This is a genomic window from Streptomyces sp. SID13666 (genome assembly GCF_010548325.1).
In the GTDB taxonomy this organism is placed as follows: Bacteria; Actinomycetota; Actinomycetes; order Streptomycetales; family Streptomycetaceae; genus Actinacidiphila; species Actinacidiphila fildesensis.
The window spans coordinates 94,265-113,028 of sequence record NZ_JAAGLX010000020.1 but is presented as its reverse complement, the minus strand read 5'-3'; the positions used below and the strand labels follow the sequence as shown (position 1 = coordinate 113,028).

The 18,764-nt window shown below is 72.4% G+C and carries 17 protein-coding genes; 7 read left to right on the top strand and 10 right to left on the bottom strand.

Annotated elements, in window-relative coordinates; all coding sequences use genetic code 11:
* Nucleotides 1–33: 33 nt before the first annotated feature.
* Genes G3I60_RS24530 through G3I60_RS24515 form a run of 4 tightly spaced genes read right to left on the bottom strand, consistent with a single transcriptional unit; the run spans nt 34 to nt 4,029 of the window.
* Nucleotides 34–1,200, bottom strand: a complete 1,167-nt coding sequence (locus G3I60_RS24530) for a thiolase domain-containing protein (protein WP_138353945.1) — start codon at nt 1,198–1,200, stop codon at nt 34–36.
* On the bottom strand, nt 1,197–2,243 hold the full coding sequence (locus G3I60_RS24525; RefSeq protein WP_164295916.1) for a thiolase domain-containing protein: 1,047 nt from the start codon (nt 2,241–2,243) through the stop codon (nt 1,197–1,199). Before G3I60_RS24525 ends, G3I60_RS24530 begins: the two co-directional genes overlap by 4 nt.
* On the bottom strand, nt 2,244–3,194 hold the full coding sequence (locus G3I60_RS24520) for a Zn-ribbon domain-containing OB-fold protein (protein WP_164295914.1): 951 nt from the start codon (nt 3,192–3,194) through the stop codon (nt 2,244–2,246). It abuts the gene before it with no gap.
* Nucleotides 3,195–3,222: 28 nt separating this feature from the next.
* A complete protein-coding gene (locus G3I60_RS24515) occupies nt 3,223–4,029 on the bottom strand; it encodes a crotonase/enoyl-CoA hydratase family protein (protein ID WP_138353948.1) in 807 nt (268 codons plus the stop codon).
* A gap of 181 nt (nt 4,030–4,210) precedes the next feature.
* Here G3I60_RS24515 and G3I60_RS24510 point away from each other — a divergent pair, with 181 nt between their 5' ends.
* The 5 genes from G3I60_RS24510 to G3I60_RS24490 all read left to right on the top strand — a co-directional run bounded on the left by G3I60_RS24510 (nt 4,211) and on the right by G3I60_RS24490 (nt 8,096).
* Complete coding sequence (locus tag G3I60_RS24510; RefSeq protein ID WP_164295912.1) at nt 4,211–5,845, top strand: acyl-CoA synthetase; 1,635 nt, start codon at nt 4,211–4,213, stop codon at nt 5,843–5,845.
* Nucleotides 5,846–5,937: 92 nt separating this feature from the next.
* On the top strand, nt 5,938–6,282 hold the full coding sequence (locus G3I60_RS24505) for an antibiotic biosynthesis monooxygenase (RefSeq protein ID WP_138353950.1): 345 nt from the start codon (nt 5,938–5,940) through the stop codon (nt 6,280–6,282).
* A gap of 72 nt (nt 6,283–6,354) precedes the next feature.
* Nucleotides 6,355–6,945: a TetR/AcrR family transcriptional regulator gene (locus G3I60_RS24500; protein WP_239070182.1), complete on the top strand. Its 591-nt coding sequence runs from the start codon at nt 6,355–6,357 to the stop codon at nt 6,943–6,945.
* A gap of 30 nt (nt 6,946–6,975) precedes the next feature.
* Complete coding sequence (locus G3I60_RS24495; RefSeq protein ID WP_164295910.1) at nt 6,976–7,587, top strand: DUF4865 family protein; 612 nt, start codon at nt 6,976–6,978, stop codon at nt 7,585–7,587.
* A complete protein-coding gene (locus G3I60_RS24490; RefSeq protein WP_244809026.1) occupies nt 7,584–8,096 on the top strand; it encodes a carboxymuconolactone decarboxylase family protein in 513 nt (170 codons plus the stop codon). The genes G3I60_RS24495 and G3I60_RS24490 overlap by 4 nt, the downstream gene beginning before the upstream one ends.
* On the opposite strand, the gene G3I60_RS24485 is transcribed toward G3I60_RS24490, so the two are convergent.
* Nucleotides 8,073–8,930 carry an endonuclease/exonuclease/phosphatase family protein gene (locus tag G3I60_RS24485; RefSeq protein ID WP_164295909.1) on the bottom strand — a complete coding sequence of 286 codons (858 nt, stop codon included), beginning with the start codon at nt 8,928–8,930 and terminating at the stop codon, nt 8,073–8,075. The genes G3I60_RS24490 and G3I60_RS24485 overlap by 24 nt on opposite strands.
* A 77-nt stretch (nt 8,931–9,007) precedes the next feature.
* Between G3I60_RS24485 and cpt the strand changes: the two genes are divergently transcribed.
* Both cpt and G3I60_RS24475 read left to right on the top strand, forming a co-directional pair.
* Nucleotides 9,008–9,541, top strand: coding sequence for a chloramphenicol phosphotransferase CPT (cpt, locus tag G3I60_RS24480; RefSeq protein WP_187144785.1), 534 nt, complete (start codon nt 9,008–9,010; stop codon nt 9,539–9,541).
* Nucleotides 9,542–9,625: 84 nt separating this feature from the next.
* Complete coding sequence (locus tag G3I60_RS24475) at nt 9,626–11,590, top strand: hypothetical protein (RefSeq protein WP_164295907.1); 1,965 nt, start codon at nt 9,626–9,628, stop codon at nt 11,588–11,590.
* A 54-nt stretch (nt 11,591–11,644) separates the two neighbouring features.
* On the opposite strand, the gene G3I60_RS24470 is transcribed toward G3I60_RS24475, so the two are convergent.
* The 5 genes from G3I60_RS24470 to G3I60_RS24450 form a co-directional block, all read right to left on the bottom strand.
* A complete protein-coding gene (locus G3I60_RS24470; protein ID WP_164295905.1) occupies nt 11,645–13,198 on the bottom strand; it encodes an acyl-CoA synthetase in 1,554 nt (517 codons plus the stop codon).
* A 9-nt stretch (nt 13,199–13,207) separates the two neighbouring features.
* Nucleotides 13,208–14,311 (bottom strand): nitronate monooxygenase family protein, encoded by a 1,104-nt coding sequence (locus tag G3I60_RS24465; protein ID WP_164607721.1) that lies wholly within the window; start codon nt 14,309–14,311, stop codon nt 13,208–13,210.
* A gap of 72 nt (nt 14,312–14,383) precedes the next feature.
* Nucleotides 14,384–16,561 carry a serine/threonine-protein kinase gene (locus G3I60_RS24460; protein ID WP_239070179.1) on the bottom strand — a complete coding sequence of 726 codons (2,178 nt, stop codon included), beginning with the start codon at nt 16,559–16,561 and terminating at the stop codon, nt 14,384–14,386.
* Between the two features lie 78 nt (nt 16,562–16,639).
* On the bottom strand, nt 16,640–17,506 hold the full coding sequence (locus G3I60_RS24455; RefSeq protein ID WP_164607719.1) for an oxygenase MpaB family protein: 867 nt from the start codon (nt 17,504–17,506) through the stop codon (nt 16,640–16,642).
* A 39-nt stretch (nt 17,507–17,545) separates the two neighbouring features.
* Nucleotides 17,546–18,736 (bottom strand): acyl-CoA dehydrogenase family protein, encoded by a 1,191-nt coding sequence (locus G3I60_RS24450; protein WP_138353958.1) that lies wholly within the window; start codon nt 18,734–18,736, stop codon nt 17,546–17,548.
* Nucleotides 18,737–18,764 lie beyond the last annotated feature (28 nt).

Here is an 18,764-nt window from a genome sequence, read left to right as displayed (position 1 = left end):
CAATGGGACAAGCTGCCCGGATACACCGCCCGATCAGGTGGTGGGCCGGTCCGCGCCGACGAGCCACATCGAGAAGAACTGCGCGCCGCCGCCGTACGCGTGGCCCAGCGCCCGGCGGGCCCCTTCCACCTGGTGCTCACCGGCCTGGCCGCGTACCTGCAGCGCCGCCTCGGCGAACCGGATCATGCCGGACGCGCCGATCGGGTTGGTGGACAGCACCCCGCCCGACGGGTTGACGGGGAGATCGCCGTCGAGTTCGGTGACGCCCGCCTCGGTGAGCTTCCAGCCCTCCCCCTCGGCGGCGAAGCCGAGGTTCTCCAGCCACATCGGCTCGTACCAGGAGAACGGCACGTACATCTCGACCGCGTCGATCTCCCGGCGCGGATCGGTGATCCCGGCCTGCCGGTACACATCGGCGGCGCAGTCCTTGCCGGCCTGCGGGCTGACGTAGTCCTTGCCCGCGAACATCGTCGGCTCGCTGCGCATGGCGCCGCCGTGCAGCCAGGCGGGCGGGCGCGGCGTCCGGGCCGCGCCCTCGGTGTCGGTGAGCACCATCGCGACCGCGCCGTCGGAGGACGGACAGGTCTCGGAGTAGCGGATCGGGTCCCACAGCATGGGGGCGGCCCGCACCTTCTCCAGGGTGATGTCCTTCTCGTGCAGGTGGGCGTAGGGGTTCTTCAGGGCGTTGCGGCGGTCCTTGAACGCGACGAGGGAGCCGATGTGGTCGGGCGCCCCGGTGCGGCGCATGTAGGCGCGTACGTGCGGGGCGAAGAAGCCGCCGGCGCCGGCGAGCAGCGGCTGCTGGAACGGGATCGGCAGCGAGAGCCCCCACATGGCGTTGGACTCGGACTGCTTCTCGAACGCGACGGTCAGTACGGTGCGGTGGACGCGGGCCGCGACCAGGTTGGAGGCGACCAGCGCGGTCGAGCCGCCGACCGAGCCCGCGGTGTGCACCCGCAGCATCGGTTTGCCGACCGCTCCGAGGGCGTCCGCCAGATACAGCTCCGGCATCATCACGCCCTCGAAGAAGTCCGGGGCCTTGCCGATGACGACCGCGTCGATGTCGGCGAAGGTGAGTTCGGCGTCGGCGAGCGCCCGCAGGGCCGCTTCGCGCAGCAGCCCCGCGATCGACACGTCGTGCCGGGCCGCGACGTGCTTGGTCTGGCCGATGCCGACGACGGCCACGGGTGCCTTGCTCATTTCACATCCCCTTCCAGGACGGCGACCAGGTTCTGCTGCAGGCAGGGACCGGAGGTCGCGTGGGCCACGGCGCGGTCGGAGTCGCCGCGGTGGATGCGGGCGGCCGCCTCGCCGAGCCGGATCAGGCCGGCGGCCATGATGGGGTTGGCGGCGAGCGGACCGCCGGACGGGTTGACGTCCACCTCGTCGCCCAGCCGCAGCGCCCTGCGCAGCACGACCTCCTGGGAGGTGAACGGCGCGTGCAGTTCCGCGGTGTCGACCGGTGCGTCGAAGAGCCCGGCCCGTTCGGCCGCGAGCCGGGTGGACGGCGAGTCGGTGAGGTCGCGGACGCCGAGGCTGTGCGCCTCGATCCGGTGGTCGAGGCCGCGGATCCACGCGGGCCTGGCGCAGAGCCGGCGGGCGGTGTCCCCGGCGGCCAGCACGATCGCGGCGGCGCCGTCGCCGACCGGCGGGCAGTCCTGGCGGCGCAGCGGCTGGACGACGTACTCCGCGCCGTCGCGGACGGAGGTGAGCTGCGCGTACGGGTTGTCCCGCGCGGAGGCGCGGCTGCGGGCGGCGACCCCGGCGAGTTCGGGTTCGCTGGTGTGCCCCGCGTCGATGAGGGCCCGCGCCTGGAGCGCGGCGAGCGCGACCGGGTCGGGCCACAGCGGCGCGACGTAGTACGGGTCGAGCTGGCGGGTCAGTACCTCGCGGACGTCGCCGGGCGAGGACTTGCCGTAGGAGTACACCAGCGCGGTGTCGGCCTCACCGGTGAGGATCTTCACCCAGGCCTCGTAGAGCGCCCAGGCGCCGTCCATCTCGACATGCGATTCGGAGATCGGCGGCCAGGCGCCGACCCCGTCCAGGGCCATCGTGAAGGAGAAGGCCCGGCCGGCGAGGTAGTCCGACGACCCGGAGCAGGTGAAGCCGATGTCGCTGGCCTTCAGTTCGACCTGGTCGAGCGCCTCGTGCAGCACGGGCATGAGCAGTTCGACCTCGGAGACCTCGGCCGTGCTGCGGGCGTGCCGGCTCTGGGCGAACGCCACGATCGCGACGTCCCGCATCTAGACCATCTCCTTGTACGTGTCGTAGCCGGCGTCGGGCTCTCCGGTCGGCCGGTAGTGGTCGGGGAAGCCGCCGTCGTCGCTCCACACGGGTTCGACGCGCATGCCCATCCGCACCTGGTCGTAGGGGAGGCCGCCGATGCGCCCGTGCAGGGCGAGGTCCGCGCCGTCCAGGGCGATGTGCGCGTAGACGTACGGCACTTCGATGTCGAGGCCGCGGGCCTTGATGTTGACGATGCAGAAGGTGGTGATGGTGCCGCCAGGTCCCACTTCCACCTGTTCCTCGGTGGCGACGCCGCAGGTGGGGCAGGCGCCCCGGGGCGGGATGTAGACCTTGCGGCAGGACGGGCAGCGTTCGCCGATCATCTTGCGGTCGGCGAGCGCGGCGAGGTAGCGGGTCTGGGCCCGGCCGGGGCTGTAGACGTAGTCGAGGCGCGCGGGGGCGACGATGCCGGTCACCGGATCGGTGAACTCGCCGTGGTGCGCGGTGGCCGCGCGTTCCGGCGGCCCGGTCCCGTCGTCCGGTTCGAAGCAGGCGATGTCGGTGATCGCGCCGACCCGCTCGGCGGCCCAGCGGATCCGTACCCGCATTCCGGTGCTGACGGCGTCGGGGCCGGCCGCGTCCAGGGCGTGCAGCATCGCGGTGTCGGCGCCGTCGAGGCGGACCAGGACCCAGGCGAAGGGCGTGGAGAGCGGCTGGTTGCGCCCGGGGTCGGGGTTCCAGGCCCAGGTGGTGACGGTGCCGGTGGCGCCGACCTCGACGAGTTCCCGCAGCTCCGCCGAGGTGACGGGGTCGTATTCGACGGGCGGTACGAGCACCCGGTCGTCGCCGGTGCGCACACCGAGCACGGTGCGTTCGCGCAGGCCGGTGAGGAACGCGCTCTGGACGGGGCCGAGCGAGCGGGTGAACGGGAACTCGACGACCAGTGGTGCGCTGAGGACTTCGGTCATGGGGGCTTCTCTCCTTGGGTCCCTGGGGTCAGGCGCGCTTGAAGACCGCGGGGCGCTTCTCGGCGAAGGCCCGGGGACCTTCCTTCGCGTCGGCGGTGGCGAAGATCGGCCAGCCCCGCTCCAGTTCGTGCTTGAGGCCCTCCGTCTCGGTCATCTCCGCGGTGTCGTACACGGACGCCTTGACCGCCTCGACGGCCAGCGGCCCGTTGGCGTTGATCTGTTCCGCGATCTCCAGGGCTCGCTTCAGCGCTGTGCCGTCGGGCACGACATGGCCGATCAGGCCGATGTCCTTCGCCTCCGCCGCGGAGTAGGGGCGGCCGGTGAGCAGCATCTCCAGGGCGTGGGTGCGGGGGATCTGCCGGGGCAGCCGCACGGTGGAGCCGCCGATCGGGAAGAGCGCGCGCCGGACCTCGAAGAGCCCGAGGGTGGCGCTCTCCCCGGCGACGCGGATGTCGGTGCCCTGCAGGATCTCGGTGCCGCCGGCCACGCAGTACCCCTCGACGGCGGCGATCACCGGTTTGCGCGGCCGGTGGTGCCGGAGCATCGCCTTCCAGTGCAGATCGGGGTCCTCCTTCATCCGGTCGCGGTACTCCTGCCCGGCCATCGCGCCGTCGTCGGAGGCCAGCGCCTTGAGGTCCATGCCGGCGCAGAAGGTGCCGCCGGCCCCGGTGAGGACGATGGAGCGGATCGAGTCGTCGGCGTCGGCCGCCAGCCAGCCGTCGTACAGACCGACCAGCATCGGCAGCGAGAGGGCGTTCTTCGCCTCGGGCCGGTTCAGGGTCAGTACGAGCGTCGCGCCGACGCGCTCCACCGTGAGATGTTCCGTGCCGCCCATGGCCGGCCTCCAAGGTCGCAATCTTCCGTCGCGGACCTAGAACAGGTTGCAGTAGGCGCAGGTCGAGTTCAATAGTTTTCTGACTACCAGTCAGATTTCCCGCCCGGGAACCCTTCCCACCTCGCTCCAGGAGGGTTCTAATGACCGCCGAGACCTTCGCAGCATCAAGGCTGGAGGAGCCGTGGAGTACAACCTTGCCGACCTCTTCGAGTCGGTCGTGGACGTGGTCCCGGACCGGGAGGCGCTCGTCTACATCGACCACCCCGGAACGGGCGCCGAGCGGCGGCTGACGTACGCCCAGCTCGACGCGGCCGCGAACCGGATCGCGCACCACCTGATCGGCAGCGGGATCCTTCCCGGCGACCACGTCGGACTGCATCTCTACAACGGCATCGAGTACCTGCAGACGGCGCTGGCCTGCGTCAAGGCCCGTGCCGTGCCGGTCAACGTCAACTACCGGTACGTGGAGGAGGAGCTGGTCTACCTCTACCGGGACGCGGATCTGACGGCACTGGTCTTCGACGCCGAGTTCACCGGCCGGGTGGCCGCCGCACTGCCGCACACCGAGAAACTGCGGCACCTGGTCAGGGTGGGCGTTCCGGCCGGGGACGAGCGGGAACCGGCCATCGCGCCGGTGGCCTTCACCGACGCCGAGGCGGCCGGATCCCCGGACCGCGGCTTCCCGCCGCGCTCCGCGGACGACCAGTTCATCATCTACACCGGCGGCACCACCGGTATGCCCAAGGGCGTCATGTGGCGCCAGGAGGACCTCTTCTTCTCCGGCATGGGCGGCGGCGCCCCCACCGGCGAGCCGGTCAAGCGGCCCGAGGAGCTGGCGGAGCGGGTCGCCGCGGGCGGCGAGGGGCTGGTCTTCTTCCCGACCCCGCCGCTGATGCACGGCACCTCCACGCTCACCGCGTTCATCGGCTTCAACTTCGGCCAGAAGGTCGTCATCCACCGCAAGTACGTGCCGGACGAGGTGCTGCGCACCATCGAGAAGGAGAAGGTCAGCAGCGTCTCGCTGGTCGGCGACGCCATGCTCCGGCCGCTGGCGGACGCCCTCGCCGGACCGCTGGCCGGCACCGACTGCTCCTCGCTGTTCACCATCTCCAGCTCGGGCGCGATCATGTCCGAGACCGTCCGCGCCCAGTTCCAGGCGCTGGTCCCAACGGTCATGATCCTGAACAACTTCGGCTCCTCGGAGTCCGGCTTCAACGGAACGGCCACCGACGACTCCAGTCCCGCCAACGGCTTCCGGCTGCGGGTCAACTCCCATATCGCGGTGGTCGACCTGGCCACGCTGGAGCCGGTCACGGTCGGCGAACCGGGACGCATCGCCCTGCGCGGACACGTACCGCTCGGCTACTACAACGACCCCGAGAAGACCGCGGAGACGTTCTTCCAGCGGGACGGCGAGCGGTGGGTGCTACTCGGGGACATGGCGACGGTCGACGAGGACGGCGTCGTCACCGTTCTCGGGCGCGGTTCGCAGTGCATCAACACCGGTGGCGAGAAGGTCTATCCGGAGGAGGTCGAGGAGGCGCTCAAGGCGCACCCCGACGTCTATGACGCACTGGTCGCCGGGGTGCCGGACGAGAAGTGGGGCAATCACGTCGCCGCCGTCGTCCAGCCGCGCGACGGTGCGGACCCGCTGACCCTCGACGACATCCAGGCGCACTGCCGCACCCGGCTGGCCGGCTACAAGATCCCGCGCAGCCTCGTCCTCATGGACAGCATCCAGCGCTCCCCCAGCGGCAAGGCCGACTACCGCTGGGCCCGTTCGGTGGCCACCGACGCGGCGGAGGCCGGGCGGTAGTCGGGCGGCCGCCCGAGGGGACGTCCCGGGCCGTTGTCAGTGGCGGCGCTTACGATCAGCGGTCAGGATCCCCCGTCGATCGGAGTGCGCGCATGTCCGCCGATTCCACCTCGTTCCAGCGTCCCGAGCCGCCGTACTACGCCGTCATCATCACGACACTGCCGAGCGGCGAGGACCCGGAGGGGTACGCGGACGCGAACCGCCGCATGGGACCGCTCTCCGCCAAGTGGCCCGGATACCTGGGCCGCGAGTCGGAGAGCGGTCCCGACGGCCGCGATCTGCTGGTGGTCTATTACTCGGACGCGGAGTCCATAGCCTCCTGGAAGGCCGATCCGGAGCACCTGGAGGTGCAACGGCTGGGCCGGGAGCGGTGGTACGCCTCGTACAGCGTCGAAGTGGCCCGCGTGGAGCGTGCCTACGGCTTCCGGCGCGACTAGGGCCTCCGACCGGGTGAGGCGGTGCGGCCGCACGGCACATCGCCTCACTCCGTGGATTCTATACCTACTAGTATGTACACTCGGATGATGGAGACCTCGGAACGGTTGATCGCGAGCACCCAGGAACTCCTCTGGGAACGCGGCTACACCGGCACCAGCCCCAAGGCGATCCAGCAGCACGCGGGCGCCGGCCAGGGCAGCATGTACCACCACTTCTCCGGCAAGCCCGAGCTCGCGCTGACCGCGATGCGGCGCAGCGCGGAGCAGCTGATGGCCCAGGCCGACGCCCAGATGTCGGGCGGGGGCACCGCACTGGAGCGGGTCTCGGCCTATCTGCTGCGCGAGCGCGACGCGCTGCGCGGCTGCCGGGTCGGCCGGATGGCCATGGATCCGGACGTGATCGACAGCCCGGAGCTGCGCCGCCCGGTCCAGGAGACCTTCGCCTGGCTGCGCGGACGGCTCGCGGAGATCATCGCCGAGGGCCTGGCCGCGGGCGAGTTCGACGCCGCGCTCGATCCGCGGGACACCGCCGCCATGATCACCGCCGTCGTCCAGGGCGGCTATGTGCTCGCCCGCGCCGAGGACTCGCAGGAGCCGTTCCACCAGGCGGTGCGCGGTGCGGTCGCGCTGCTCGCCGCCCGCTCGACCACCGCCGACCGGTGACCACCGCCGAGCCGTAGGGAGTTCAGCCCGATGCACGCCATGCAGTACCGGATCACGCTGCCCGCCGACTACGACATGAAGATCATCCGCCGTCGGGTCGAGTCCCGGGGCCATCTGCTCGACGACTTCCCCGGTCTCGGACTGAAGGCGTACCTCATCCGCGAGCGCGGCACGGGGGGCACCTCCCAGCCGGAGGTCGGGGGCGAGTCGCCCGTCAACCAGTACGCGCCGTTCTATCTGTGGAACACCCCGCAGGGCATGAACAGCTTCCTCTGGGGGCCGGGATTCCAGGGAATCATCGACGACTTCGGCCGCCCCGAGGTCGAGCACTGGACGGGGCTGGCCTTCGAGCACGGGCCCGCGGCGGGCCGGGTTCCCCGGGCGGCCGCCCGCCGCGCCGTGCCGATCCCTCCCGGCGAGGATCCGGCCGCCGTCATCGACCGCGCCGCCGGCGCCGTCCGCGAGTACGCCGGCACGCCCGGCGTGCACTCGGCCGCGCTCGCCGTCGATCCCCGGCACTGGGAACTGCTGCACTTCACGCTCTGGGAGCACACCGCTCCCGCCGCGGCCGGGGACCGCTACGAGGTGCTGCACCTGTCGGCGCCGGAACGGAACACCATCGAGACGGGACGACAGTGGTGAAGCAGGCGAGCATCGACCGCGAGGCCGGCTACCGGTTGCTCGGCGAACTGGCGGGCCCGGAGACCATCGAGGCCACTCTCTCCCGCCTCGACGCGGTCGCCCCCGGATTCCCGGACTGGATCGTGACGGCCCTGTTCGGCGGCACCTACCAGCGCGAGGGGCTGGCGCTGCGCGACCGGCAGATCGCCAACCTCGCCGCGCTGGCGGCGCTGGGCGGTGTGGAGCCGCAGCTGGACGACCATGTGCGCAACAGCCTGCGCATCGGGATCGAGCCGCGGGAGATCGTCGAGGTGATGGTCCATCTCGCCCCGTACATCGGTGTGCCGAAGGCACTGGCGGGACTGCGCGTCGTGACGGCCGCCCTCGGGAAGGACGCCGTCGGGAAGGACACGAGGATCACGCTGGACGGCGGCACCTCCAACTTCCCGCAGAGCAGGTCGAGGACGTCGGGGGCCGCCGCTGCTGCCAATCCGGCGCGAGCGCTGTCAGCCGAGTGGATCGACGGCTAGAACAGGGCCGGTCGCGAGCTCGGCGACGACGGCGGCGTGGTCGGAGGGCCACACGCCGTCGACGGGTGCGTCGGCCGCGCGGCGGGCGCTGCGGATCCAGCCGCGGCCGTCGGGGCCCGGCAGTCCGACGAAGAGGTAGTCGATACAGCTCGGGCGATCCCCGAAGTTGACCGAATCCCGGTGGGCGATGTCCCAGGTGCCGTGCGGCTGCGAGGGGTCGGCGAAGCGCCAGGCGTCCAGCAGCACCAGCCCGGGTTCGGCGGGTGCGGTCCTGTAGCCGCCGATCAGCCGTACCTCGTCGAAGTCGGGCTCCGCGTTGAAGTCGCCGGACACGACGGGTGGGAAGCTCCCGCTCGCCCGCTCCGTCCCCCACCCCGTCCGCTCGTTCACGAAGGCCGCCAGCTCCCGCACCTGCGCGCAGCGCACGCCGGACTCCGCCGGGCCGGAGTTGAGATGGGTGGTGAAGAACGGCAGCGGGCCGCCGGGGGCGTCGATCAGAGCGTGCAGGACGGTCTTGCCGTCGTCGGGGAAGCCTGCCGCCGGCAGCCGGCGCTCCGCCGTCTCCAGGATCGGGTACCGGCTCAGGACGGCGACTCCCACGTCGACCGAGGTGTCACCGCCGTTGCGCCGGTGCCACCGGTCCTGGACCGGTGAGCGGGACCAGACCCATTCCATGCCGAGTTCCTTGGCGAGCCACCCGGCGAAGTTCTCGCTCGCGCTCCCCCACACCTCCTGCAGCCCCAGGACATCGGGCCGTTCCTCCCGCAGCACGTGCGCGATCGCGTCCCTGCGCGCTTCCCAGGGCCCGAACCGCCACCATAGATTCCAGGTCATCAGGCGGATCGTTCCGCCGTCCCGGGCGCTCGCAGTATCCACTGGCCGCTTCCTCTCCCGACGCCTACGGTGGCGGCATGCCCACCCAAGTGATCATTCTCAACGGCGGATCGAGCGCGGGGAAGAGCGGAATCGCCCGCTGTCTGCAAACCGTCCTTCCGGAGCCGTGGCTGAGCTTCGGCGTCGACACCCTCGTCGATGCGCTGCCCGCCGCGATGCGGGCCTCGGACTCCGGTATCTCCTTCGGCCCGGACGGCGACGTGACCACCGGGGCCGCGTTCCGGCTGCTCGACGTGGCCTGGGCCGAGGGCATCGCGGCCATGGCGCGCGCCGGTGCCCGGATCGTCGTCGACGAGGTGTTCCTCGGCGGCGCCGGCTCGCAGGCCAGATGGCGCACGGCGCTGACGGGTCTCCACGTGCTGTGGGTCGGGGTGCGGTGCGAGGCCGGGGTCGCCGAGGAGCGGGAGGCCGCCCGCGGAGACCGGGTCGCGGGCATGGCCCGGTCCCAGGCCCTGCTCGTGCACGAAGGGGTGGAGTACGACCTCGAGGTGGACACCACCGCCACGGAGTCCCTCGTGTGCGCCCGCGCCATCGCCGCGCGGACCGGCTGACGACGAGGGACGATCCACCGGCCTCGCTCTTCCGGGCGTCTGACAGGATATTGGACCCACCGCCGTCTCGGGACAAGGCCACTTATGCAGCCGTCGCACGCGTCGTCGCCCCGGTCCGCCGGGCCGGTCACCGGGCCGGGGGCCGGCGCCGTCCTGGAGAGCAACCGGCTGCGGGCGGACCCGGCGCCCTGGTGGATGCCGCCGTCGACAGCGGTGTTCGCGGGTGTGATCGCCTATGTGCTGGCGGACGACCGGCTGCTGCGGCTGGTGGTGCCGTTCGCCGTGGCGGCGCTCGTCTGGGGTGCCGCGGCCGGGTGGCGGCGGCTGCGGCCGCTGACGTTCTGGCGGCTGAGCGCGAGCGGGCTGCAGCAACTGCGGGGCGGCCGGGTGCGGGTGACGCATCCTTTCTCCCGCGAGCAGCCGCTGACGCTCCTGGTGCCGGATCTCGAGGTCCTGGCGCCGGCCGAATACGGGGCGACGAAGGTCGGCAGGCTCTGCTCGATGGGCGTGGAGGACATGGCGCTGGCGATGTTCCCGTTCCATCTGACGGCCCGGCGGCTCGGCGCCCCGGTCCGGATCGTGGACCGGCAGGGCGCCGCCTCGGGCGCGGCGGTGCACTGGGAGACGGTCTTCGCCCGGCGGGAGGCGGCGCTGCTGTCCGCCGCGGCGGAGGGACCGCTGCCGGCGGCCCAGGAGGGCGCGGTCGAGCTGTCGCGGGCCGAACCGGGGCTGCGGGCCCGCCAGTACGGACGCCGGCTGGCGGCGCTGGCCTGCGGTGCGACCGCGCTGCTGGTCGCGGCGGTCGGCGACGGCCCGACGGCGGTCCCCGGACGCGTCGCGCTGATCAACGCCCTCGGGGTCACGGTCGTGGTGCTGGCCGCGGGTTACCTCGTCCGGCTGGCCGGGAACCGGCCCGCGCGCTGGACCGTCACCCCGGAGCGGATCACCGCCTTCGATCCGGTCTTCGGCAGCACCGACCTGGCCGCGGAGCGCATCGCCGGGCTGGTCGCGCAGCCGCTGTCCGCCCCCGGCACGGGAGGCGGCGGGGCCGAGCCGGCGGCGCTGCTGCAGATCTACGGCCATGACCTGGCGCTGCTGGGCACCGCGCACACCGGCCGGATCCCGGCGGAGGAGCTGTTCGCGGTGCTGCGGTCGCGCGGCTACCGGGTGATCGAGGACGGGCCGCGCAGCCGCGCCTACGACCTGCGGCCGGGCTTCCTCCCCCATCAGATCGCCCCGGACGCCGTACTGGCCGTCACCTCGGAGTATCTGCGCTGGGAGGGCGCCGGCGCGGAGATCCGCGTCCAGCGCGCGGACATCGGCGCGATGGAGATCAACACCCGCCACGGTCACCCCTGGCTGCGGCTGCGCGGCAAGGACGGGACCGAGCAGCTGGACGCGCCGCTCAGCGCGCTCCGCATCTCCCGCACCGAACTGCGGGACCGGGCGCGGGCGTTCGGCTATCCGCTCACCGATCCGGAGCACGACGCCTATCAGACGGCGGCCTACGCGAGCCTGGCGGCGGGCGTCGTCCAGGACCGGCCGGCCGTGACCGCCGGGACGACCGCCGAGCCCGTCGTGCTGGACATGCCCTGGACCACCCGCAAGTGGTACTACATCGCGGGCGCCGTGCTCATGGTCGTCGTGGTGGGGGTGGTCGGCTTCAAGATGCGCTATCTCAGCGGTGACATGAGCTGGCTCCTCTGGGGCCTGCCTGCGGCCGCGGCCGCAGGAGCGCTGCTCGGCGGCCTGTACGACCTGCGCCGCCCGGGGCTGGCCCTCGGCCCGGACGGCATCCGCCTCGCCTCGCGCGGTGGCTCGGGCCGGACCCGGTGGGAGCACCCCCGCACCGCGATCGGCGGCATCGGCGTCGACACCCACGAGGAGGGCCAGGAGGCGCTCTTCGTCTGGTCGCCGACCGGCCAGGTCATCCGCAAGGAGAGCTTCGACCTGCCGGACACCGACCAGTTGCGCCACGCCTGTGAGAGCGCCGGCCTGCCGTTCGGCCGCCCGGACCCGGGCCGCTGGGGCCCGCCGCCGGAGATCTGACGCGGCCCGCCCGCCGGTCAGGACGGGCGGGTGCCGGCCGACCGGCGGTCGTGGTCACAGCGCGCGGTCGCGGCCCTCCCAGTACGGGTCGCGCAGCCGCCGCTTGTAGAGCTTGCCGTTGGGGTCGCGGGGCATCTCGGTGATGAAGTCGACGGTCCTGGGCCGCTTGTAGCCGGCGAGCCGCTTCTCGCAGTGGGCCAGGATGTGGTCGGCCAGCTCCGGCCCCGCCTTGTGGCCGGCGGCGGGTTCGATGACGGCCTTGACCTCCTCGCCCCAGCTCTCGTGCGGGATCCCGAAGGCCGCGGCGTCGGCGACGGCGGGGTGGGTGAGCAGCGCGGCCTCGATCTCGGCGGGGTAGATGTTGACGCCACCGGAGATGATCATGTCGATCTTGCGGTCGCGCAGATACAGATAGCCGTCCTCGTCGAGATAGCCGAGGTCGCCGACGGTGAAGAAGTCGCCGATGCGGTTCTTCTTCGTCTTGCCCTCGTCCTTGTGGTAACTGAAGCCGCCGGTCTTCATGTTGATGTAGACGGTGCCGACCTCACCCGCCGTCAGCGGGTTGCCGTCGTCGTCATAGATGGCGATCTCGCTGATCGGCCAGGCCTTGCCGACCGTGCCGGGCCGCTTGAGCCAGTCGGCGGCGGGCGCGAAGGTGCCGCCGCCCTCGCTGGCGGCGTAGTACTCCTCGACACAGGGCCCCCACCAGTCGAGCATGGCGCGCTTGACGTGCTCGGGGCAGGGCGCGGCGCCGTGGATGGCGTGCCGCATGGAGGAGACGTCGTAACGCTCCTTGACCTGCTCCGGGAGGGCCAGCAGGCGGTGGAACTGGGTGGGCACCATATGCGTGTGGGTGCAGCGGTAGCGGTCGATGACGCGGAGCATCTCCTCCGGCGACCACTTGTCCATGAGGACGACCGGGTGCCCGATGTGCAGTGCCGCGCCCGCGAACTGGAGCACCGCGGTGTGGTAGAGCGGCGAGCAGACGAGATGGACGTTGTCGTCGAACGGCTTGATGCCGAAGATGCCGAGGAAGCCGCCGAGGTAGGTCTCCTCGGGCAGCTTCCCGGACAGCGGGCGGCGGATGCCGCGGGGGCGCCCGGTGGTGCCCGAGGTGTAGTTCATGACCCAGCCGCTGGTGCGGTCCGCGGGCGCGCCGACCGGCTGTCCGTCGGTCAGTTCGGCGTACGGCCGGAAGCCCGGCACCTCGCCGACCGAGAACCGCCGGTCCACCGGGAACTCCGCCTCGTCGGCGGCGGCCTGCGCGTCGGCCGCGAACCGCTCGTGGGCGATGAGGACCTTGGCGCCGGAGTCGGACAGGATCCAGGCGATCTCGGGTGCCACGAAGTGGTGGTTGACCGGCACCAGGTAGAAGCCGGCCTGGAACGCGGCGAGATAGGCGGTGAAGAACTCGACGCTGTTGGGCAGCACGACCGCGAAGGCGTCACCGGGTTCGAGCCCGGCCTCGCGCAGTCCGTGGACGAGCTGGTTGCAGGCGGCGCTGAGCCGGCCGGCGTTCCATTCGTCGCCGTCCGGGGCGACCAGCACCAGCCGGTCGGGGTCCTGGGCGGCCTGTGCCCAGAAGCCGTTGGGTGCGGTGGACGTCATGGTGCCTCCTCAGGCTCGGCCGGCGATGCGGTTGATACGGTCGACGGCCCGTTCGAAACCGCGGGTGAGATCGTCGAAGACCGCCTGGACGCTGCGTTCGGAGTTCATCTGGCCGACGATCTGGCCCACCGGGGTCCCGAGCAGCGGCTCGGTCTCGTACTTCTGGATCCGGGAAACCGCGTCGGCGACCAGCAGGCCCTGCAGCGGCATCGGCAGGGTGCCGGGACCGGCCGGGTCCTCCCAGGCGTCGGTCCATTCGGTGCGCAGCTGACGGGCCGGCTTGCCGGTGAGGGCCCGGGACCGGACGGTGTCGCCGGAGCCCGCCGCGAGCAGCTTGTCGATGAGCACCTGCGAGGGGAGTTCCGCCTCGGTGGTGGTGAGCCACACCGAGCCGAGCCAGACGCCCTGGGCGCCCAGGGCCAGTCCGGCGGCGACCTGTTCACCGGTGCCGATGCCGCCCGCGGCCAGCACGGGGATGCCCTCGACGGCGCTGACGACCTCGGGGACCAGCACCATGCTGGCGATCTCGCCGGTGTGGCCGCCGGCCTCGTAGCCCTGCGCGACGACGATGTCGATGCCGGCGTCCTTGTGGTGCCCGGCGTGGCGGGCGCTGGCGGCGAGGTCGGCGACGAGGACGTCGTGCTCATGGGCGCGGGCGATGACGTCGGCGGGCGGCGAGCCCAGCGCGTTGGCGAGCAGTTTGATCGGGTAGTCGAAGGCCACGTCGAGCTGGTTGCGGGCGACCTGTTCCATCCAGCCGGTGATCCGCCAGCCCGACACGTCGTCCGGTCCCAGCTCCGGTACGCCGTGCTTGGCGAGCACCTGGCGGACGTACTCGCGGTGCCCTTCGGGGATCATGGCCTCGATGTCGGCCTCGCTGACGCCTTCGACCTTCTTGGCGGGCATCACGACGTCGAGGCCGTAGGGCCGGCCGCCGGTGTTCTCCTCCATCCAGTCCAGGCTGCGGGCGAGTTCGTCCGCGTCCGAATAGCGCACCGCACCGAGCACGCCCATTCCCCCGGCGCGGCTGATGGCCGCGGCCACCGCGGGGAACGGCGTGAAGCCGAAGATGGCGTGCTCGATACCCAGCCGTTTGCTCAGCTCCGTCTCCATGGTGGGCAGGATGCCGCAGCGGGCGCGGAGACGGAAGAGATTATCTGACGCAACGTCAGATATTTGGGAAACTCACAGCCTCTGCGGGCCCCCCTGTTGCGCCGCGACCTTGCGGTAGAGCGCGAGCGCCTCCGCCGAGCGGCCGAGCTGTTCCAGGCAGTGCGCCTCGTCGTTGCGGCTGGTGAGGGTGTCGGGGTGGGCCGGGCCGAGCACCCGGGTCCGGGCGTCGGCGACCTCGCGGTACACGTCCAGCGCGGTCTCCCACCGGCCCAGCCAGCCGAGCCCCACCGCGACCTCGCGCTTGCTGACCAGGGCGTCGGGATGGTCCGCGCCCAGCGCCTGCTCACGGATCTCCGCGACGGTCCCCGCCTCGGCCAGCGCCTGGTCCCAGCGGCCGAGCCGGCCGAGGTTGACGCCCAGGGCGTGCCGGGCGCGCAGCGTCTCGGCGTCGGACGGGCCCGCGGTACGGGTGCGGGCCGCGACCAGGTCGCGGTAGAGCTCCAGCGCCTCGGCGCTGCGCCCCAGCCGGCCCAGGCATATCCCCATCTCGTAGCGGGCGGCCAGGGTGTCCTGATGGCCGGCACCCTGGGTGCGCTCATGGGCGGCGGCCACCTCCCCGTACACCTCCAGCGCCTCGGCCCAGCGGCCGAGCTGGCCCAGCACGTAGCCCACCTCGTAGCGGGTGACCAGCGTCTCGGGGTGGTCGGGGCCCAGCACCCCGGCCCGGACCGCGGCGAGTTCGACGGCCATGGCGTACGCCTCGTCGAGCCGTCCCAGCCGGCCCAGGTTGAAGGCCAGGTTGTGCCGGCAGCGCAGGGTGTCGGGGTGCTCGGCGCCCAGGGTGCGCTCGCGGGCGGCGAGCACCGCGGAGTAGCCCTGGTGGGCCTCCAGGTGCAGACCGAGCCGGCCGAGCGCGTACGCCGCCTCGTGCCGGGCGGCGAGAGTGTCGGGATGGTCGGGGCCGAGGACCCGCTGCCGCACCCCGCCGACGTAGTCGTAGAGCCGCATCGCGTCCTCGGTCCTGCCCAGCCGGGCCAGACAGGACGCCGCCTCGTGGCGGCTGGTCAGGGTGTCCGGGTGCTCGGTGCCCAGCGCCCGGTCGCGTTCCGCGGCGACCGCGGTGTGCAGGTCGTACGCCTCCTGCCAGCGGCCCAGCCGCTCCAGGTCGATTCCTTCGGTGTGCCGGGCGGCCAGCGTCGCGAGCTGCTCCGGCGCGGGCGCGACGGCGCCCGAGGCGGAGCGGGTGGACCAGGCGCCGGTGAGTTCGTGCCGCGGCGGCGCGGCGGCGTGGAACGCCCGGGTGGCGCGGGCGCCGGAGTCCGAGGCCAGGTCGCGCGCCCAGGACGGCAGCGGGGCCGCCGGGACCACCGGGCGCTCCGCCGCGCCGCGCATCGCCTTCAGCCGGCCGCCGACGTCCGCCGCGTTCTGCGGCCGGTCGTCCGGGGCCTTGGCGAGCAGGTCCAGGATGAGCCGCTCCAGCTCCTGCGGCAGGTCGGGCCGGCCGGCGCACAGCGGCTCGGGCACGGCGTCGCGGTGGGCGACCAGCACCGCCCAGGCGTCGTCCATGTCGAACGGCGGCGCCCCGGTGGCGAGCTCGTACAGCACACAGCCGAACGAGTACAGGTCGCTGCGCTGGTCGACCTCGGACGCGCCGATCTGTTCCGGCGACATGTAGTGCGGGGTCCCCATGGCGATGCCGGTGCCGGTGAGGCGGGAGGTGAAGCCGATGTCGTGGCCGAGCCGGGCGATGCCGAAGTCGCAGATCTTCACGGCGCCGTCGCTCAGCCGGATGATGTTGGCCGGCTTCAGATCCCGGTGCACGATGCCCTGCGCGTGGGTGTACGCCAGCGCCGACGCGACCTGTTCCGCGATGTCCATGAGGTCCGGGACCGGCAGCGGCTGGCGCCGGGCATCGTCCAGCACCTGGAGCAGATTGCGTCCGTCGAGCAGTTCCATCACCAGGAACAGCACGCCGTCGTGCTCGCCGAAGTCGTGCACCACGGTCACGCCGCGGTGCTGCAGCGAGGCCGCCACCCGGGCCTCGCGCCGGAACCGCTCCTGCAGGATCCGGGTGAACCCGGCGTCCGCGGCCGGGCTCAGCGGCTTGAGGCACTTGACCGCGACCCGCCGCCCGAGCGACTCGTCCAGGGCCAGCCAGACCTCGCCCATCCCGCCCCGGCCGATCAGCTCGTTCAGCCGGTACCGGCTCTGAATCAGCGTGCCACTGCCATCGTGTACAGCCGCCATCATCCGCCGCCGCCCCCGTCGTTCCGCGTAACTCCCCCGGCGTCCAGTATGGCCGCAGGCACCGCCGGGAGGCACGTCGCATTACGGCAGGGAACGCGCCCCTTCGCGCAGCTTGTACACGGACGGATGGCTTCCGGGCCCGAGCCGCCCCACCGCCTTGAGGATATGTCCCGGCGGCAGCTGCCAGCGCAGCTGGGCGGGGACGGTGCGCAGCGCCCGGCCGGCCAGCCGCAGCCGCAGCCCGGTGGCGGCGGCGGACGGCGCCGGGCGGCCGTACAGCTGCTGGGCGAAGGGCGGCAGCGCCGCGTAGGCCAGGTCCGCGACCCGGGCCCACAGCAGGGCCCTGGCCGGCACCAGGGGCCAGGGCACGGGCGGCGCCTGCAGGAACGCGTAGACCGCGTCCGAGTCCTCGGTGGCGGCCAGCTCCGGCCGGACGTTCTCGAAGTAGTCGGCGAGCGCCAGGGTGCTGTCGGGCACCGTGCCGGGGTCCAGGCCGACCAGCCGGGCGGCGGTGCGCTGCTCGTCGACGTAGGCGTCGGCCTGGCCGCCGGTGAGCGGCAGCCCGGACCGGCGGGCGGCCGCCAGATAGGAGTCGATCTCGGCGCAGTGCACCCACAGCAGCAGTTCCGGGTCGTCCACGCCGAACCGCTCACCGGTGCGCGGATCGGTCGCGCCGAGCCGGCGGTGTATGCCGCGCACCCTGGCCCCGGCCCGCTCGGCCTGGAGGGAGGTGCCGTAGGTGATCGTGCCGACGAAGTCGGCGGTCCGCAGCAGGCGCCCCCAGGCGTCCTTCCGGAAGTCGGAGTTCTGCATGACGCCCTGCACGGCGCGGGGGTGCAGGGCCTGCAGATACAGGGCGCGCACCCCCGCGACCCACATGATCGGATCGCCGCGCAGCTGCCAGGTGACCGACCGGGGTCCGAAGAGCCCGGGGTCCGCGTCGCGCATCGCCGCCTCCATCGCCGCCCGTGTGCCCCTACCCCCACGCTAACGGCGGACGCGCGGCATACCCAGGCCGATCCACGAGATGATCTCCCGCTGGATCTCGTTGTTGCCGCCGCCGAAGGTGAAGATGACCGCGCTGCGGTAGCCGCGCTCCAGCTCGCCGTGGAGGACGGCGCCCGCGGAGCCCTCCTTCATCGGGCCCGCGGCCGCGGTGATCTCCATCAGCCAGGCGTAGGCGTCCCGGCGGGCCTCGGAACCGTAGACCTTGACCGCGGAGGCGTCCTGCGGGGTGAGCGTTCCCTGCTGGAGGGCGTCCACCATCTGCCAGTTGAGGAGCTTCATCGCGTCGAGCCGGGTGTGCGTCAGCGCGAGCCGGCGCCGCACCCAGCCCAGGTCGATGACCCGGCTGCCGTCGGCGAGCTTGGTGTCGGCGGCCCAGCGCTGCACGTCGTGCAGGGCGCGGATCGCCATGGTGCCGTGGGCGGCGAGGGTGACGCGCTCGTGGTTGAGCTGGTTGGTGATCAGCCGCCAGCCCTTGTTCTCCGCGCCGACCCGGCGGCCGGCCGGGACCCGGATGTTCTCGTAGTAGCTGGCGGTGGTGTCGTGCGAGGCGAGGGTGTTGATGATCGTGCACGAGTAGCCGGGGTCCGAGGTGGGCACCAGCAGCATCGTGATGCCCTTGTGCGGCGGGGCATCCGGGTCGGTGCGCACAGCCAGCCAGACCCAGTCGGCGGTGTCGCCGTTGGTGGTCCAGATCTTCTGGCCGTTGACGGTGTAGGTGCCGGACTCCTCGTCGCCCTCGCGCACCGCGCGGGTCTTGAGCGCGGCGAGGTCGGTGCCCGCGTCCGGCTCGGAGTAGCCGATCGCGAAGTCCAGTTCCCCGGCGAGGATCTTCGGCAGGAAGTACGCCTTCTGCTCCTCGGTGCCGAACTGCATGATCGTCGGACCGACGGTGTTCAGCGCCATCAGCGGCAGCGGCACACCCGCCTGCGCCGCCTCGTCGAAGAAGATGAACTGCTCCATCGGCGACAGCCCCCGGCCGCCGAACTCCGCGGGCCAGCCGATGCCCAGCCAGCCGTCGGCGCCGAGCCGGCGGACGGTGTCCCGGTAGAACTTCTTCTGCGCCGCGGGATCGGCGTAGCGGGCGTAGACGTTGTCCGGCACCAGTCCGGCGAAGTACGAACGCAGCTCCACGCGCAGTTGCTGCTGCTCGGGTGTGTAGTCCAGGTGCACGGCCCCTCCTAAGGTCTCCGGGTCCCCG

What these genes read in the sequence shown, in the direction of transcription:
- G3I60_RS24530 (WP_138353945.1), bottom strand. Translation starts at nt 1,200, where the DNA reads ATGAGCAAGGCACCCGTGGCCGTCGTCGGCATCGGCCAGACCAAGCAC.
- G3I60_RS24525 (WP_164295916.1), bottom strand. Translation starts at nt 2,243, where the DNA reads ATGCGGGACGTCGCGATCGTGGCGTTCGCCCAGAGCCGGCACGCCCGC.
- G3I60_RS24520 (WP_164295914.1), bottom strand. Translation starts at nt 3,194, where the DNA reads ATGACCGAAGTCCTCAGCGCACCACTGGTCGTCGAGTTCCCGTTCACC.
- G3I60_RS24515 (WP_138353948.1), bottom strand. Translation starts at nt 4,029, where the DNA reads ATGGGCGGCACGGAACATCTCACGGTGGAGCGCGTCGGCGCGACGCTC.
- G3I60_RS24505 (WP_138353950.1), top strand. Translation starts at nt 5,938, where the DNA reads ATGTCCGCCGATTCCACCTCGTTCCAGCGTCCCGAGCCGCCGTACTAC.
- G3I60_RS24500 (WP_239070182.1), top strand. Translation starts at nt 6,355, where the DNA reads ATGTACACTCGGATGATGGAGACCTCGGAACGGTTGATCGCGAGCACC.
- G3I60_RS24495 (WP_164295910.1), top strand. Translation starts at nt 6,976, where the DNA reads ATGCACGCCATGCAGTACCGGATCACGCTGCCCGCCGACTACGACATG.
- G3I60_RS24485 (WP_164295909.1), bottom strand. Translation starts at nt 8,930, where the DNA reads ATGACCTGGAATCTATGGTGGCGGTTCGGGCCCTGGGAAGCGCGCAGG.
- cpt (WP_187144785.1), top strand. Translation starts at nt 9,008, where the DNA reads ATGCCCACCCAAGTGATCATTCTCAACGGCGGATCGAGCGCGGGGAAG.
- G3I60_RS24475 (WP_164295907.1), top strand. Translation starts at nt 9,626, where the DNA reads ATGCAGCCGTCGCACGCGTCGTCGCCCCGGTCCGCCGGGCCGGTCACC.
- G3I60_RS24470 (WP_164295905.1), bottom strand. Translation starts at nt 13,198, where the DNA reads ATGACGTCCACCGCACCCAACGGCTTCTGGGCACAGGCCGCCCAGGAC.
- G3I60_RS24465 (WP_164607721.1), bottom strand. Translation starts at nt 14,311, where the DNA reads ATGGAGACGGAGCTGAGCAAACGGCTGGGTATCGAGCACGCCATCTTC.
- G3I60_RS24460 (WP_239070179.1), bottom strand. Translation starts at nt 16,561, where the DNA reads ATGATGGCGGCTGTACACGATGGCAGTGGCACGCTGATTCAGAGCCGG.
- G3I60_RS24455 (WP_164607719.1), bottom strand. Translation starts at nt 17,506, where the DNA reads ATGCGCGACGCGGACCCCGGGCTCTTCGGACCCCGGTCGGTCACCTGG.